The 14,491-nt window shown below is 71.1% G+C and carries 13 protein-coding genes; 8 read left to right on the forward strand and 5 right to left on the reverse strand.

Going from position 1 to position 14,491, the window contains the following annotated elements; translation table 11 throughout:
• Window positions 1–1,999 (forward strand): M4 family metallopeptidase (locus G3I65_RS34735; protein WP_160699849.1); only part of this gene is annotated, 1,999 nt, incomplete at its 5' end.
• Between the two features lie 77 nt (window positions 2,000–2,076).
• Window positions 2,077–2,991 carry a hypothetical protein gene (locus G3I65_RS34740; RefSeq protein ID WP_160699850.1) on the forward strand — a complete coding sequence of 305 codons (915 nt, stop codon included), beginning with the start codon at window positions 2,077–2,079 and terminating at the stop codon, window positions 2,989–2,991.
• A 16-nt stretch (window positions 2,992–3,007) separates the two neighbouring features.
• Here G3I65_RS34740 and G3I65_RS34745 read toward each other — a convergent pair whose 3' ends face one another.
• Together G3I65_RS34745 and G3I65_RS34750 are read right to left on the reverse strand one after the other, a co-directional pair.
• Window positions 3,008–3,859, reverse strand: coding sequence for an SDR family oxidoreductase (locus G3I65_RS34745; RefSeq protein ID WP_160699851.1), 852 nt, complete (start codon window positions 3,857–3,859; stop codon window positions 3,008–3,010).
• Window positions 3,846–5,318, reverse strand: coding sequence for an NAD(P)/FAD-dependent oxidoreductase (locus G3I65_RS34750; RefSeq protein ID WP_160699852.1), 1,473 nt, complete (start codon window positions 5,316–5,318; stop codon window positions 3,846–3,848). The genes G3I65_RS34745 and G3I65_RS34750 overlap by 14 nt, the downstream gene beginning before the upstream one ends.
• A 66-nt stretch (window positions 5,319–5,384) precedes the next feature.
• Here G3I65_RS34750 and G3I65_RS34755 point away from each other — a divergent pair, with 66 nt between their 5' ends.
• The 3 genes from G3I65_RS34755 (at window position 5,385) to G3I65_RS34765 (ending at window position 7,748) form a co-directional block, all read left to right on the forward strand.
• Complete coding sequence (locus tag G3I65_RS34755) at window positions 5,385–5,975, forward strand: TetR/AcrR family transcriptional regulator (RefSeq protein WP_160699853.1); 591 nt, start codon at window positions 5,385–5,387, stop codon at window positions 5,973–5,975.
• A 258-nt stretch (window positions 5,976–6,233) separates the two neighbouring features.
• Window positions 6,234–7,073 carry a chitosanase gene (locus G3I65_RS34760; protein ID WP_160699854.1) on the forward strand — a complete coding sequence of 280 codons (840 nt, stop codon included), beginning with the start codon at window positions 6,234–6,236 and terminating at the stop codon, window positions 7,071–7,073.
• A 39-nt stretch (window positions 7,074–7,112) separates the two neighbouring features.
• The gene (locus G3I65_RS34765) at window positions 7,113–7,748 is read left to right on the forward strand and encodes a L,D-transpeptidase (RefSeq protein ID WP_203612601.1); all 636 of its coding nucleotides are present in this window, start codon (window positions 7,113–7,115) and stop codon (window positions 7,746–7,748) included.
• Here G3I65_RS34765 and G3I65_RS34770 read toward each other — a convergent pair.
• Genes G3I65_RS34770 through G3I65_RS34780 form a run of 3 tightly spaced genes read right to left on the reverse strand, consistent with a single transcriptional unit; the run spans window position 7,738 to window position 9,875 of the window.
• A complete protein-coding gene (locus tag G3I65_RS34770; RefSeq protein ID WP_160699855.1) occupies window positions 7,738–8,724 on the reverse strand; it encodes a PHP domain-containing protein in 987 nt (328 codons plus the stop codon). The genes G3I65_RS34765 and G3I65_RS34770 overlap by 11 nt on opposite strands.
• 9 nt (window positions 8,725–8,733) lie before the next feature.
• Window positions 8,734–9,225 (reverse strand): metallophosphoesterase, encoded by a 492-nt coding sequence (locus G3I65_RS34775; protein WP_160699856.1) that lies wholly within the window; start codon window positions 9,223–9,225, stop codon window positions 8,734–8,736.
• Entirely contained in the window at window positions 9,222–9,875 is a 654-nt protein-coding gene (locus tag G3I65_RS34780) for a GntR family transcriptional regulator (protein ID WP_160699857.1), read from the reverse strand. Before G3I65_RS34780 ends, G3I65_RS34775 begins: the two co-directional genes overlap by 4 nt.
• Window positions 9,876–9,952: 77 nt before the next feature.
• Here G3I65_RS34780 and araD point away from each other — a divergent pair, with 77 nt between their 5' ends.
• The 3 genes from araD to G3I65_RS34795 form a co-directional block, all read left to right on the forward strand.
• On the forward strand, window positions 9,953–11,665 hold the full coding sequence (gene araD, locus G3I65_RS34785) for an L-arabinonate dehydratase (protein ID WP_160699858.1): 1,713 nt from the start codon (window positions 9,953–9,955) through the stop codon (window positions 11,663–11,665).
• Between the two features lie 128 nt (window positions 11,666–11,793).
• Entirely contained in the window at window positions 11,794–13,572 is a 1,779-nt protein-coding gene (locus G3I65_RS34790; RefSeq protein ID WP_160699859.1) for a VanW family protein, read from the forward strand.
• 320 nt (window positions 13,573–13,892) lie between these two features.
• On the forward strand, window positions 13,893–14,491 hold a 599-nt coding region (locus tag G3I65_RS34795; protein ID WP_160699860.1), incomplete at its 3' end, for an MFS transporter.

Raw genomic sequence — 14,491 nt, forward strand, 5'->3', positions numbered from 1 at the left:
CGCCCAGCCCACGCCCGAACCGCCGCCCTCCACCGCGCAGGCGCGGGCCAACGCCACCGGCGCCGCCGCGAGCCTGGTCGCGGCCCGCCCGGCCGCGTTGTTCACCGGGTCGCACGACAAGTTCGTCCAGCGGGACGTGCGGTCCGCCGGCGGGCTGTCGTACGTCGTCTACGACCGCACCTACGACGGCCTGCCCGTGGTCGGCGGCGACCTGGTCATCGCCACCGACGCGGCCGGGACGGTGAAGACCACGTCCGTCGCGCAGCAGCAACCCCTCGGCGACCTCGACGTCCACGGCGCCAAGCTGTCCGCGCAGCAAGCCGAGGCCGTCGCGCGCAAGCAGGTCCGCGGGCCGAAGAGCCTGCCCGGCGGGAAGCTCGTCGTCGTCGCCGACGGCGCCGGGCGGCTGGCCTACGAAAGCAACGTCGAAGGCACCGACGAGCACGGCGAGCCGAGCAGCCTCAGCGTCTACGTCGACGCCGTGGACGGCCGCGTCCTGCGGACCGTGCAGCACGTCGCCGCGGGCACCGGCACCGGCAAGTGGAACGGCCCGTCGCCGCTGGCGCTGAACACGACGCAGTCGGGCAGCACGTACTCGATGGCCGACCCGAACACGGCCAACCTGGACTGCCGCAACTACAACACCGATTCCGTCCTGACCGGGCCCGACGACAGCTGGGGCAACGGTTCCGGCACGAACATCGAAACCGGCTGCGCGGACGCGCTGTTCGTCGCGCAGACCGAAAAGAAGATGCTTTCGGAATGGGTGGGCCGCGACGGCTTCACCGGCAACGGCGGCGCGTGGAAGATCCGCGTCGGCCTCGACGACGAAAACGCGTACTACTACAACTCGCGCCCGGCGTACGTGAACCTCGGGCACAACCCGAGCGGCGAATGGGTCGGCTCGCTGGACATCCTGGGCCACGAAATGGGCCACGGCATTGACGACTACTCCGGTTCCGGCGGCTTTTCCGGCGGCGGCACGCAGGAGTTCATCGCCGACACCTTCGGCACCGCGACGGAGTTCTACGCGAACGAGCCGTCGCAGTACGACCCGCCGGACTACGCGATCGGCGAAGAGGTCAACCTGGTCGGCACCGGCGCGATCCGCTACATGTACGACCCGTCGAAGGTCGGCGACCCGAACTGCTACTCCAGCTCGACGCCGAACGCGGAGGTGCACAAGGCGGCCGGGCCCGGCGACCACTGGTTCTACCTGCTCGCCGAGGGCAGCAACCCGACCAACGGGCAGCCCACCAGCTCCACGTGCAACAACACGACGATCACCGGCCTCGGCATCCGCAAGGCGATCAACATCATGCACGGCGCCGTCCAGTTGAAGACGTCCGGCAGCAGCTACCTGCGCTACCGCACGTGGACGCTGCAGGCCGCGAAGAACCTGTACCCGGGCAGCTGCACCGAGTTCAACACCGTGAAGGCGGCGTGGAACGCGGTGAGCGTGCCGGCGCAGTCGGGCGACCCGACGTGCACGGACACCCCGCCGACGACCACCACCACGCCCCCGACGACCACGCCTCCCCCAGGTGGGTGCGGCGGGCAGCAGGTGCAGAACCCGGGCTTCGAGTCGGGTCAGGCGTCGTGGACCGACCCGAACACGACCATCGGCCAGTGGGGCAGCCAGGCGCCGGCGCGCTCGGGCAGCTACGACTCGTGGCTGGGCGGCTGGGGTTCGGCGCACACCGACACGGTTTCGCAGTCGGTGACGATCCCCGCGAACTGCCACGCGAGCTTGACGTTCTGGCTGCGCGTGTGGACCGGTGAGACGGAGAACGTCGCCTACGACAAGCTCGTCGTGTCCCTCGGCTCGACCACACTGGCGACGTATTCGAACCTCGACCGGAACTCGGCGTACGTCCAGAAGACGCTCGACGTGTCGTCGTTCGCCGGGCACACGGTGACGCTGAAGTTCGCCGGGACCGAGGACCAGTCGCTGCAGACGTCGTTCGCCGTGGACGACGCCGCGCTCACGGTCGGTTGATCCCCCGGCGAGGCCTGTCACCTACTTTGGTGGCAGGCCTCGTTGCGCGCTGTTCCGCGAGAATTCATGCTTACCCGATGGGAACGCTGCCGTCCGAGGTCGCCACCGCGGTCCGGGAAGGACCGTTCGCCGTGGCGTTCGACGCGGCGATCCGGCACCGCGGCCTGAGCCTGGAAGCCCTGCAGCGCCGCATGGCAACGCACGGCGCCCAAGTCAGCCTGGCGACGCTGAGCTACTGGCGCCGCGGCCGCCGTCACCCGGAAGGGCACCGCTCGCTGCACGCGGTCGGCGTCGCGGAAGGCTGCCTGGGCCTGCCCGCGGACGCGTTGACGACGTTGGTGGCGCGCCCCCGCTCGCCGTGGCCCGGCGGCGTCAGCCTGGCCAGCGCGCTGGGGTCGGAGCCGACGGAGCTGGCCTCGTGCGACGGCATCGACCTCGACGGCAACGCCCGCCTGACCCTGGCCTCGGTCCACCAGCGCGCGACGCTCGGCCCGGACCGCACCGAGCGCTCGGTCCGCTCGGAACTGGTGGTGACCAGCCGCGAGGACGGCGTCGACCGCTGGGTCTCGTTCTTCCGCCCCCAGACGGGCGGCGGCCACCAGCCGGTCCTGCGCGCGACGAACTGCTGCCGCCCCGGCCGCGTCCGCCGCGACCCGGCGTCCGAGCTGATGGCCGTGGAGCTGCGCTTCGACTACCCGCTGCGCGCGGGCGAGACGTACGTGTTCGACTTCGAGTTCGGGTACGAAGGGGCGCCGCCGGAGACGAGCTACCTGCAGTTCGGGGTCCGGGCTCCGGCCCGGCAGATCGTGCTGCAGGCGTGTTTCGATGCCGCGGCGGTGCCGGTGCGGTGCTACCGCTACCACCGTCCGCGCGAGGGTTCGACCGGCGGGGAGCGGTCGCGGGAGCTGCCGGTGGGGCCGAGCTTGACCAGCCACATCGCGGTGCTGGACGCCGAGCCGGGGGTGTACGGGATGGTCTGGGAGTGGGACTGAGGCGAGGCGACCCGCGCTACCGGGTGGGCGCGCCGTGCGACTTGACCTGCGCCGCCACCCGTCCCACGTAAGCCGCCCGGCCCGCTGGGTCCAGCTCGGTCAGTGCTCGGTCGTCGCCGATCAAGCCGCGGGCCCACGACATCACCGGTTCCGGGGTGAGCGCCGCCAGCAGGTCCCAGCCCGCCAGCCACCTCGGCACCGCCGTCTCCGCGCGTCGAGTCCGCAACGTGCCCGCGATCGCCTTCGCCACGTCCTCCGGGTCCACTGTGGGCAGTGCGCCGCCGAGCCGCACGCCCGAGGACAGCTCGGTCCGGACCGCGCCGGGCAGCACCGCGCTGACGCTCACGCCCGTCGCCGCGTACTCGCGGCGGACCGCCGCCGTCAGGCCGACCGCCGCGAACTTGCTCGCGTTGTACACCGCCATGCCCGGCAGCGGGATCTTCCCCGCCATCGACGCCACGTTCACCACGTGCCCCCGCCCGCGCGCGATCATCCCCGGCAGCACCGACCGCAGGCCGTGCACCAGCCCGCGCACGTTGACGTCCAAAGTGGTCCGGCCGACGTCGTCCGGTTCCTCGAGGAAGTCGCCGAGCGGCATCACACCGGCGTTGTTGACCAGCACGTCGATCCGCCCGAACCGCGCGGTCACCCCGGCGGTGAACGCGTCGAAGGAGTCGCGGACGGTCACGTCCAGCGGGAAGCTGTGCGCGTCCGGGATCGGCACGGTGTCCAGGTCGCCGACGCACACCGTGGCCCCGCGCGCGGCGAACTCCGCCGCCGTCGCGCGGCCGATTCCCCTTGCCCCGCCGGTGATCGCGACGACCGCGCCGCGCGGGTCGATCGCCGGGTAGCCGTTACCGAACCGCATGGGCCCTCCGGATTTCGTAGTCCGCTTCGTCGAACGAACCCACCTGCGAGCGCAGCCGCCCGGTCGAGAACGGCCAGCTGAAACTGTTGCGCCCGTTGACGTCCGTGTAGTAGCTCGAACACCCGCCGGACTGGTAGACCGTCCCCGGCAGCGCCGCCTGGACGTCCGCGTTGAACGCTTCCTGGACGTCCGGGCGCACCGACACCGACGCCCACCCCGAGCGCAGCGTCCTGGTCACCGCAGCCACCGTGTGCCGCAGCTGGGCTTCCATGATCATGAACGCCGACGAGTGCCCGGTGCCGAGGCTCGGGCCGAGCAGCAGGTAGAGGTTGGGGAAGCCGGCGACCGTCGTCCCGAGGTACGCCTTCGGGCTGCCCTTCCAGTGGTCGTCGAGGCTGCGGCCGTCGCCGTCGAACACGCGCGCCGACACCGGCATGTCGAGGATGTGGAAGCCGGTGCCGAAGATGATCGCGTCGACCTCCGCCGACGAGCCGTCGGCACCGAGCACGCGGCCGTCCCGCACGGCCGAAACACCCGTCGGGTGAACGTCCACATGGGACTCGGTGAGCGAGCGGTAGTACGTGTTGGACATCAGGAGCCGCTTGCACCCCAGCGTGTAGTCCGGCGTCAACGCCTTGCGCAGCACCGGATCCCGCACGGTCAGCCGCAGGTGCGCGAGCCCGATCTTCTGCACCTGCCGCAGCAGCCACGGGTGCCGGAAGCCGAACCCGAGCGTCTCCATCGCGCCGTATTCGGCGCCGCGCAACGCCCGTTGCAGCACCGGGAACCGCCGCAGCAGGAACCGTTCCACGCCGGGGACGTAGTGGTCCGGCTTCGGCAGCACCCACTGCGCGGTGCGCTGGAACAGGTGCAGTTCCGCCACCCGCGGCACGATCTCGGGCACGAACTGCACCGCGGACGCGCCGGTGCCGATCACCGCCACGCGCTTGCCCGCGAGGTCGTAGCCGTGGTTCCAGCGCGCGGAGTGGAAGACCTCGCCGGGGAAGTCGGCCAGCCCGGGCAGGTCCGGGATCTTCGGCTCGTGCCACGGCCCGGTGCCGGCGACCAGGATCCGCGCGGTGTACGGCCCGGCCGTGGTCTCCAGTTCCCACAACGATTCCCGCGGGTTCCACTGCGAGCGCGTGACCTCGACGCCGTACCGGATCTTGTCCGTGACGCCGAACCGCTCGGCCGTCTCGCGCAGGTACGCCCGGATCTCGGGCTGCCCGGCGAACGCGCGCGTCCACTCCGGGTTCGGCGCGAAGGAGTACGAGTACAGCGCGGACGGGACGTCGCAAGCGCAGCCCGGGTAGGTGTTGTCGCGCCAGGTGCCGCCGAGCGCGTCCGCCTTCTCCAGCACGGCGAGGTCGGTGACCCCGGCCTGGCCGAGGCGGATCGCGGCACCCAGCCCCGAGGCCCCGGCTCCGACGACGAGGACTTCGAAGTGGCGTTGGTCCATTTTCGGAGACTAACAGTATCTCGATACTAGCGGTACCCCGATTCCGGACGTGGCTAGAGTGCACCCATGGCCCGACTCACCCGCGCGGAAAGCCAGGCGCGCACCCGGCAGCAGCTGATCGACACCGCCAAGCAGCTCTTCCTGCGCGACGGCTACTCGGTGACGTCGCTGGAGAAGGTCGCGGACGAGGCCGGCTACTCGAAGGGCGCGGTGTACTCGAACTTCCGCAGCAAGGACGAGCTGTGCCTCGCGGTCCTCGACCGGATCCACGACGAGCAGGTCGCGCTGGTCGCCGAGGCACTGTCCGGCGCGGACGGGATGGACGGGCTGCTCACGGCGTTCCAGGCGTGGGCCGAGCGCAGCATCGGCGACGAGGCGTGGACCGCGCTGGAGGTCGAGTTCGCCACCAACGCCCGCCGCGACCCGCACGTGCGCGCCGAACTGGCGGCGCGCGACAAGGCGATCCGCGAAACCATCGCCGGCCTGCTCACGGGGTACGCCGAGCGCTTCGGGATCACGCTTCCGATGTCGGCCGACGACGCGGCGACGGCGCTGCTCAGCCTCGGCATCGGACTGGGCGTGCAGCGGGCGATCGACCCGACGATCCCGGTGAGCGTGCTCCCGGACGTGATCAGGCTCTTCGCCGGGGGCCGCTGACCCCTCGCGCCCGGCCCGGACGACATGAATGACTCATTCATGTCACCAGACGACATGAATGAGTCATTCACTACATCGCCGCACCGTCCTTTCCGGACCAAACACGATGGTCTGGACCGTTCACGAACATGAACGAATTCCGCCTCTTGTGAACCCCGCTGACTCTTCGCTACCGTGTCGCTACGCCGCAGCTCCACCCGCCTCACCCGTACCCGCCGTGGTCCTCCACGGCGCACCCCGCGGAAAGGGTCTCCACCCATGAGCAAGAAGTTGCGGCCGGTTCTCGTCGGCGCGCTCGGCGCGGCCTCCGTCGCCGCCCTCGTGATCACCAGTCCCGCGATCGCCGCGAACGAAGCACCCGGCGCGGTCAGCGCGAGCGTCCGGGCCGCCGGCGACCTCTCGGTGCCGGCGAAGAAGGAGATCGCGATGAAGCTGGTCTCCAGCGCGGAAAACTCCTCGCTGGACTGGAAAGCGCAGTACAAGTACATCGAGGACATCGGGGACGGCCGCGGGTACACCGCGGGCATCATCGGGTTCTGCTCCGGCACCGGCGACATGCTCGAACTCGTCGAGGCCTACACGAACTCCGTGCCCAACAACCCCCTCGCCAAGTTCCTTCCCGCGCTGCGCAAGGTGAACGGCACCGACTCCCACTCCGGCCTCGGCTCGGCCTTCGTGAGCGCGTGGAAGCAGGCCGCGGCCACCAGCGCGTTCCAGACCGCGCAGAACAACGAGCGCGACCGCGTCTACTTCAACCCCGCGGTCAACCAGGGGAAGTCCGACGGCCTGAGCAACCTCGGCCAGTTCGCCTACTACGACGCGATCGTCATGCACGGCCCCGGCGACAGCTCCGACAGCTTCGGCGGCATCCGCAAGGCCGCGATGAAGAAGGCGAAGACCCCGGCCCAGGGCGGCGACGAGGCGACCTACCTCAAGGCGTTCTTCGCCGCCCGCAAGGTCATCATGAAGCAGGAAGAGGCGCACGCCGACACCTCCCGCGTCGACACCGAGCAGCTGGTGTTCCTCAACGCGGGCAACTTCGACCTGCACACGCCGCTGAAGTGGAAGGTCTACGGCGACTCCTACACCATCAACTGAGCCCGGCGCGGCCCGCGTGGCACCGCTAGGCTCTCCGGCATGCGCAGGAAAGCCCTCGGTGTCACGCTGGCCGCGGCCGCGCTGCTGACCAGCGGCGCCGCCTCACCGGAGCAGCCGGAGCCGGAGCAGCGCATCACCGTCCGGGCCGGCTCGGCGGGGGCGACCACCGCCGTCCTCACCGCGTGGCAGCGCACCGGCGGCGAGTGGACGAAGGCGTACGGCCCGGTTCCCGCGCAGATCGGGAAGAACGGCGTCGGGCAGGCGAGCGAAGCGACGGCCCGCACCCCGGCCGGCGTCTGGCCGCTCACCGAAGCGTTCGGCACCGAACCGGCCGCAACCCGGCTGCCCTACCGCGAAGTCACCACCTCGGACTGGTGGGTGTCCGACGTCAAGTCCCCGCACTACAACACGCACTTCACCTGCGCGCCCGGCACGTGCCCGTTCGACGAGGCCGCCGGGGAAAACCTCGGCGAGGCCGGCCCGGTCTACGCCAACGCCGTCGTCATCGGCTACAACCGCTCGCCGGTCGTGCCGGGCGCGGGGTCGGCGTTCTTCCTGCACGTCACCAGCGGGAAGCCGACCGCGGGCTGCGTCGCGATCCCCGGCGCGGACCTGACGGCGCTGCTGCGCTGGCTCGACCCGGCGCGGCACCCGGTCATCGAGATCAGCGGCTGACCAGCTCGTCGGCCGTGCGGGTGTTGAGGATCCGCTCGGGGCCGATGCCCGCCTTGATCGCGCGTTCGCAGCCGTAGCCGAGCCAGTCGAGCTGGCCCGGCGCGTGCGCGTCGCTGTCGATGGTGAAGTCGCAGCCGATCTCCGCGGCCAGCCGCAGCAGGCGCATCGGCGGGTCGAGCCGCTCCGGCCGGGAGTTGATCTCGACCGCGACGCCGTTCTCCCGGCACTCGGTGAACACGGCTTCGGCGTCGAACTCCGACTCGGGGCGCCCACGGCCGACGACCAGCCGCCCGGTGCAGTGCCCGAGCACCCTCGTGCGCGGGTTCCGGACCGCCGCGACCATCCGGCGGGTCATGTCCCTGGCCGGCATCTTCAGCTTCGAGTGCACGCTCGCGACGACGAAGTCCAGCTGCCCCAGCAGTTCGTCCTCCTGGTCGAGGGAGCCGTCGTCGAGGATGTCGACCTCGATGCCGTGCAGCAGCCGGAACGGCGCCATCAGCTCGTTGGCCTTCGCGACGATCTGCATCTGCGTCCGCAGCCGGTCCGGCGAGAGCCCGTTCGCGACGGTCAGCCGCGGCGAGTGGTCGGTCAGCACCATCCATTCGTGCCCGAGGTCCCGCCCGGCGACGGCCATCTCGCCGATCGAGCTGCCGCCGTCCGACCAGTCCGAATGGGTGTGGCAGTCCCCGCGCAGCGCCGAGCGCAGCGGCTCGCCGTCCGGCAGCTTCTTCTCCACGAGCTTGGCGCGGTACGCCGGATCACGCCCGGCCAGCGCGTCCTCGATGACGCCGGCGGTCGCCTTCCCGATGCCGGGCAGCGACGTCAGCGTGCCGTTCTCCGCCATCGAAGCCAGCTGCGAAGCGTCGGTCTTGTCGACGGTCGCGGCCGCGTTCCGGAACGCCCGGACGCGGTAGGTCGGTTCCCCCGCGCGTTCGAGCTGGAACGCGATCTCCCGCAAGGCCCATGCCGGATCCATGGGACCTGTCTACCCCCTCGGGGGCAGGTGGTGCAGCTCGACGTCCACCAGCGCGCCGCCCTCGACGCGCGCGGTCTGGTACGTGCCGGTCGGCTGACGGCGGCGGTCGGTCGGCGAACCGGGGTTGAGCAGCCGCAGGCCGGACGGCGCCACCGTGTCCCACGGGATGTGGCTGTGGCCGAAGACGAGCACGTCGGTGTCCGGGAACAGCGCGGCGCACCGCTGCTCACGGCCCTGCTTCGCGCCGGTCTCGTGGATCACGGCCAGCCGCACGCCGCCGAGGTCCGCCCGGGCGATCTCCGGCAGCCGCGCCCGCAGGTCCGCGCCGTCGTTGTTGCCGTAGACGCCGATCAGCCGCTTGCTGCGCGCTTCCAGCTCGTCCAGCAGGCCGATCTCGACCCAGTCGCCGGCGTGCACGACGACGTCCGCCACCGCCACCTCGTCCCACACCTGCTCGGGCAGCGGGCGGGCGTGGGTGTCGGAGATCAGCAGGAGCTTCATCCGATGGCCTTGAGCACCCGTTCCAGGAACCCGCCGATGTGCTCGCGCAGCAGCGCCGCGGCGCCGTCGGCGTCGCCCTTCTTGGCCGCCGCGAGCACCGCTTTGTGCTCGTTCCACTCCTTCTTCCAGCTGGGGTTGGCTTCCCAGCCGACGACGCTGATCAGCGCCGCGCGGTCCTTGAGGTCGTCGAGGATGCTGACCATGAGCGGGTTGCCGCAGCCGCGGTAGAGGGCGCGGTGGAACCGGCGGTTCAGCAGGCTGAGCGCGGCCTGGTCCTTGTCCGCGATCGCCGCCGACGCCTCTTTCAGCGCCTCCGCCGCGTCTTCGAGCAGGGCGGGGTCGCGCTGCTCCACGGTCCGCCGGACGGCTTCGGGCTCGAGCACGGTCCGGACGTCGTAGACCGACTTCGCCAGCTCGGCGTCGACGGTGACCACGGACGCGCCCTTGTACGGGCTGAACGTCACGAGGCCGGAGTTGGAGAGCACCTTGAGCGCCTCGCGGACCGGCGTCTTGGACACGCCGAGGCGCGCGGCCAGCTCCGCTTCGACCAGCGGCTGGCCGGGCACCAGCTCCCGGGTGAGGATGCCGCGCCGGATCTCCTCGAGGACCACTTCGGTCCGCGAGGCCGGCAAGCTGAACGTCCCGGTCATGGCGCACTCCCTCGCTGGTGTCGGATCCCATTCAACCAGGCCCGCGAGATCATATATCAGATGCCATACTGGATCACATGAAACGACCCGAGGAGCTCCGCAGCCACCGGTGGTTCGGCGGCGACGAACTGCGCAACTTCAGCCACCGCGCCCGCAGCCGTCAACTGGGCTACAACCCGGAGGAGCACCTCGGCAAGCCGGTCATCGGCATCCTCAACACGTGGTCCGACATCAACCCGTGCCACATGCACCTGCGCGAACGCGCCGAGCAGGTCAAGCGCGGCGTGTGGCAGGCCGGCGGCTTCCCGCTGGAGTTCCCGGTCGCGACGCTGTCGGAGACCTACCAGAAGCCGACGCCGATGCTCTACCGCAACCTCCTCGCCATGGAGACCGAGGAGATCCTGCGGTCCTACCCGATCGACGGCGCCGTCCTGATGGGCGGCTGCGACAAGACGACGCCGGCGCTGCTGATGGGCGCGGCGAGCGCGGGACTGCCCGCGATCTTCGTGCCCGCCGGGCCGATGCTGCGCGGGCACTGGCGCGACGAGGTCCTCGGCAGCGGCACGGACATGTGGAAGTACTGGGACGACAAGCGCGCCGGGCTGATCGGCGACGCCGAAATGTCCGAACTGGAGCGAGGGCTCGCGCGCTCGCCGGGCCACTGCATGACGATGGGGACGGCGTCGACGATGACATCGGCCGCGGAGGTGCTCGGCGTTACGCTGCCGGGCGCCGCGTCGATCCCCGCCGTCGACTCGGCGCACCACCGGATGGCCGCGGCGAGCGGCGCGCGGATCGTGGACATGGTCTGGGAAGACCTGACGATCACGCAGGTGCTGGACAAGCGCGCGTACGCCGACGCGATCACCACCGTGCTCGCGCTGGGCGGCTCGACCAACGCCGTGATCCACCTGATCGCGATGGCCGGCCGCAGCGGGATCCCGGTCAGCCTCGCCGACTTCGACGCGATCGCCCGGCGCGTGCCGGTGCTGGCGAACATCCGGCCCGGCGGTGACTGGCTGATGGAGGACTTCTACTACGCGGGCGGCCTGCCCGGCCTGCTGTCGCGGCTGACCGACCTGCTGCACCCCGAACGCCCCACGGTCACCGGCCGCACCCTCGGCGAGAACCTCGCCACCGCGCGGGTGCACAACGACGACGTCATCCGGCCGCGGGACAAGCCGGTGGCGGCCGAGGGCGGGGTCGCGGTGCTGCACGGCAACCTGGCGCCGTCGGGCGCGGTCATCAAGCACATCGCGGCCGAGCCGCACCTGCTCACGCACACCGGCCCGGCCGTGGTGTTCGAGGACTACGCCGACCTCAAGAAGCGGATCGACGACCCGTCCATCACCGCCGACGCCGTGCTCGTCCTGCGCGGCTCGGGCCCGCTCGGCGGCCCCGGCATGCCCGAGTACGGGATGCTGCCGATCCCCGCGCACCTGCTGGCACAGGGCGTGCGGGACATGGTCCGCATTTCGGACGCGCGGATGAGCGGCACCAGCTACGGCGCCTGCGTACTTCACGTCGCCCCGGAGTCGCACGTCGGCGGCCCGCTCGCGCTGGTCCGCGACGGCGACCTGATCACCCTGGACGTTCCTTCGCGGGTCCTGCGCCTGGAGGTGTCCGAAGAGGAACTGGACCGGCGCCGTGCGGAGTGGACACCGCCGGCGCCGCGGTTCGAGCGCGGCTACGGCGCGCTCTACAGCGAACACATCACGCAGGCGGACGAGGGCTGTGACTTCGACTTTCTGGCGCGGGCCGGGCACAATCCGGAACCGGACGCGCGTTGAGGTTGCCTCGGTTAACCGTTCCGTGACCGGTTCATCCCCCGTTAGGGCGAGTCGTACGGCTTGTCCGGGTGCCCCGTACGCTGACGTCGTCACCGGCGCGATCCGGTGCCGCGTTGAAGGGGTGAGAGTTGCCGTACGAACCGCGCTGGCCCGAGTCACACGGTGAGCAGACGGACGTCCTGCCGGTCGTCCGGCCCGAACCGGAACCCACTCCCCCGAAGCGGCGCGACCTGCGCAAAGCCGGCTGGATCGCGGGCGGGGTGTTCGGCTTCCTCGTCGTGGTCTACGGCATCGACCTGCTGGTCAGCCAGGGCAGCGTGCCGCGCGGGGTGACCGTGGCCGGCGTCGACGTCGGCGGGATGGACCGCGCCGCCGCCGAGCAGGAGCTGCGCGGCCAGATCGAGCCGCGGCTCACCCGTCCGCTGGCCGTGACGGCCGGCGACGTCCAGGGAACGCTGTCGCCGACCCTCGCCGGGCTGAAGCTCGACTGGCCGCAGACCCTCGACCAGGCCGGCGAGCAGCCGCTGAACCCGTTCACGCGCCTGTCGTCGCTGTTCTCCAGCCGCGAGGTCGGCGTCGTCAGCCACGCCGAGGACGCCAAGCTCACCACCGCGCTGGAGCAGCTGCGCGGCCAGGTCGACCGCGACCCCGTCGAAGGCACCGTGAAGTTCGAGGGCGCGAACCCGGTCGCCGTGCCGCCGAAGCCCGGGCAGAAGCTCGACGTGCCGGCCGCGAGCGCCACCGTCGTCGAGAAGTGGGCGCGCGGCGAGACGCTCGCGCTGCCGGTGACGAGCACGCCGGTCCGCACCACCCCCGAAGGCGTCCAGGCGGCGCTGGACCAGTTCGCGCGCCCCGCCGTCTCGGGCCCGCTGGTGGTCAAGGGCGAAGGCAAGAACGCCACCGTGGCGCCGGAGGCCATCGCCGCGGCGCTCACGTTCGAGCCGGCCGAGGGCGGCGGGCTGACCCCGAAGATCGACAACGCCAAGATCGTCGAAGCCGCCGGGCCGCAGCTGAAGTCCACCGAGAAGGAGGGCAAGGAGGCGACCATCGTCTTCGAGGGCGGCAAGCCCACGGTCGACCCCTCCACCGACGGCCGGACGATCGACTGGGATCCGAGCCTCAAGCCGCTGCCCGACGTCCTGAAGAAAACCGACGGCCGCGAGGTGCCGGCGATCTACAAGGACGCGCCGGCGAAGGTGACCACCGACCAGGCGAACCAGCTGGGTGTGAAGGAGGTCGTCGGCGAGTTCACCACCGGCGGCTTCGCCCCCGACTCCGGCACCAACATCCGCGTCGTCGCGCAGAAGGTCAACGGCGCGATCGTCAAGCCGGGGGAAACCTTCAGCCTCAACGGGTTCACCGGCCCGCGCGGCAAGGCGCAGGGTTACGTCGAGGCGGGCGTGATCAAGGACGGCGCCCCGGGGCGCGAGGTCGGCGGCGGCATCTCGCAGTTCGCGACCACGCTGTACAACGCGTCCTACTTCGCGGGCATGAAGGACGCGGGGCACAAGGAGCACAGCTACTACATCAGCCGCTACCCCGCCGCGCGCGAGGCGACGGTGTTCCAGAACCCCAACGGCTCCAGCGTGATCGACCTCAAGTTCACCAACGACTCGCCGACCGGCATCGCGATCCAGGCGATCTGGTCGCCGACGTCGATCACCGTGAAGCTGTGGGGCACCAAGCGCTACACCGTCGAGTCGATCCCCGGCGGCCGCTCGAACCCGAGCGACCCGCAGGCCAAGCCGGGCCCGAAGGAAAACTGCCACGCGTCCAACGGCGCGCCCGGGTTCACGACGACCGACACCCGCGTGCTCAAGGACGCCGCCACCGGCCGTGAAGTCAGCCGGTCGACCCGGACCGTTCACTACAACCCGCAGCCGAAAATCACGTGCGGCGAAGGGTGAGGCTTATTCTGGTTGGCCCGCCGCGCCCCGCGCACTCACCCGCCGGTCCACACGAGGGCCATGCGGTGGGCGACGGCTGAATAAGCCTCGCCTCGCGACCGGTCGCCCCCATCGGCGGCATCACGGCCGATCCACCCGTCCGCGATGTCATGAAAGAGTCGTTCACCTCGTCCGACGACATGAACGACCCTTTCATGGCCTTCCCGCGACGCCCTGAATGACTCATTAAAGACGCGAGCGCAGCCGCTACTGAGAAAACCTCACCATGACCTCCTAACGGACGTTCACGCTGGGCGTTCGCGGCGGTACCGTGGGTGTCCATGACGGCACGCGCGGTCGGCTTCCGGGACGTCCTCGGCGTGACCGAGTTCCGGGCGCTGTTCTCCGCCCAGCTGGTCTCGGTCACCGGTGACCAGCTCGCGCGCGTCGCGTTGTCGATCCTGGTCTACGACCGCACGAATTCGCCCGGCTGGGCCGCGCTGACGTACGCGCTGACGTTCCTGCCGGACCTCGTGGGCGGGCCGCTGCTGTCCGGGCTGGCCGACCGGTACCCGCCGCGGACGGTGATGGTCGCGGCGGACGTCCTGCGCGCGGTCGCGGTGGCCGTGATGGCGGTGCCCGGCCTCCCGCTGCCGTCGGTGGCGGCGCTGCTGGTCGGCGTCCAGCTGGTCAACCCGGTCTGGAACTCCGCGCGCGCGGCGCTGCTGCCGCAGGTGCTGCCCGGCGAAACCTTCGTGCCCGGCATGGGTTTGCTGATGATGCTGGTGCAGGCGGGCCAGGTCGCCGGCTTCGCGCTGGGCGGCGTGCTCGTCGCGGGCGTCGGTACCGGCGGCGCGCTGCTGGCGGATGCGGCGAGCTTCGCGGTGTCGGCGCTGTTCCTGGCCACCGGCGTCCACCCGCGGCCGCCCCGCGAGTCGTC

Source organism: Amycolatopsis sp. SID8362, from assembly GCF_010550475.1.
In the GTDB taxonomy this organism is placed as follows: Bacteria; Actinomycetota; Actinomycetes; order Mycobacteriales; family Pseudonocardiaceae; genus Amycolatopsis; species Amycolatopsis eburnea.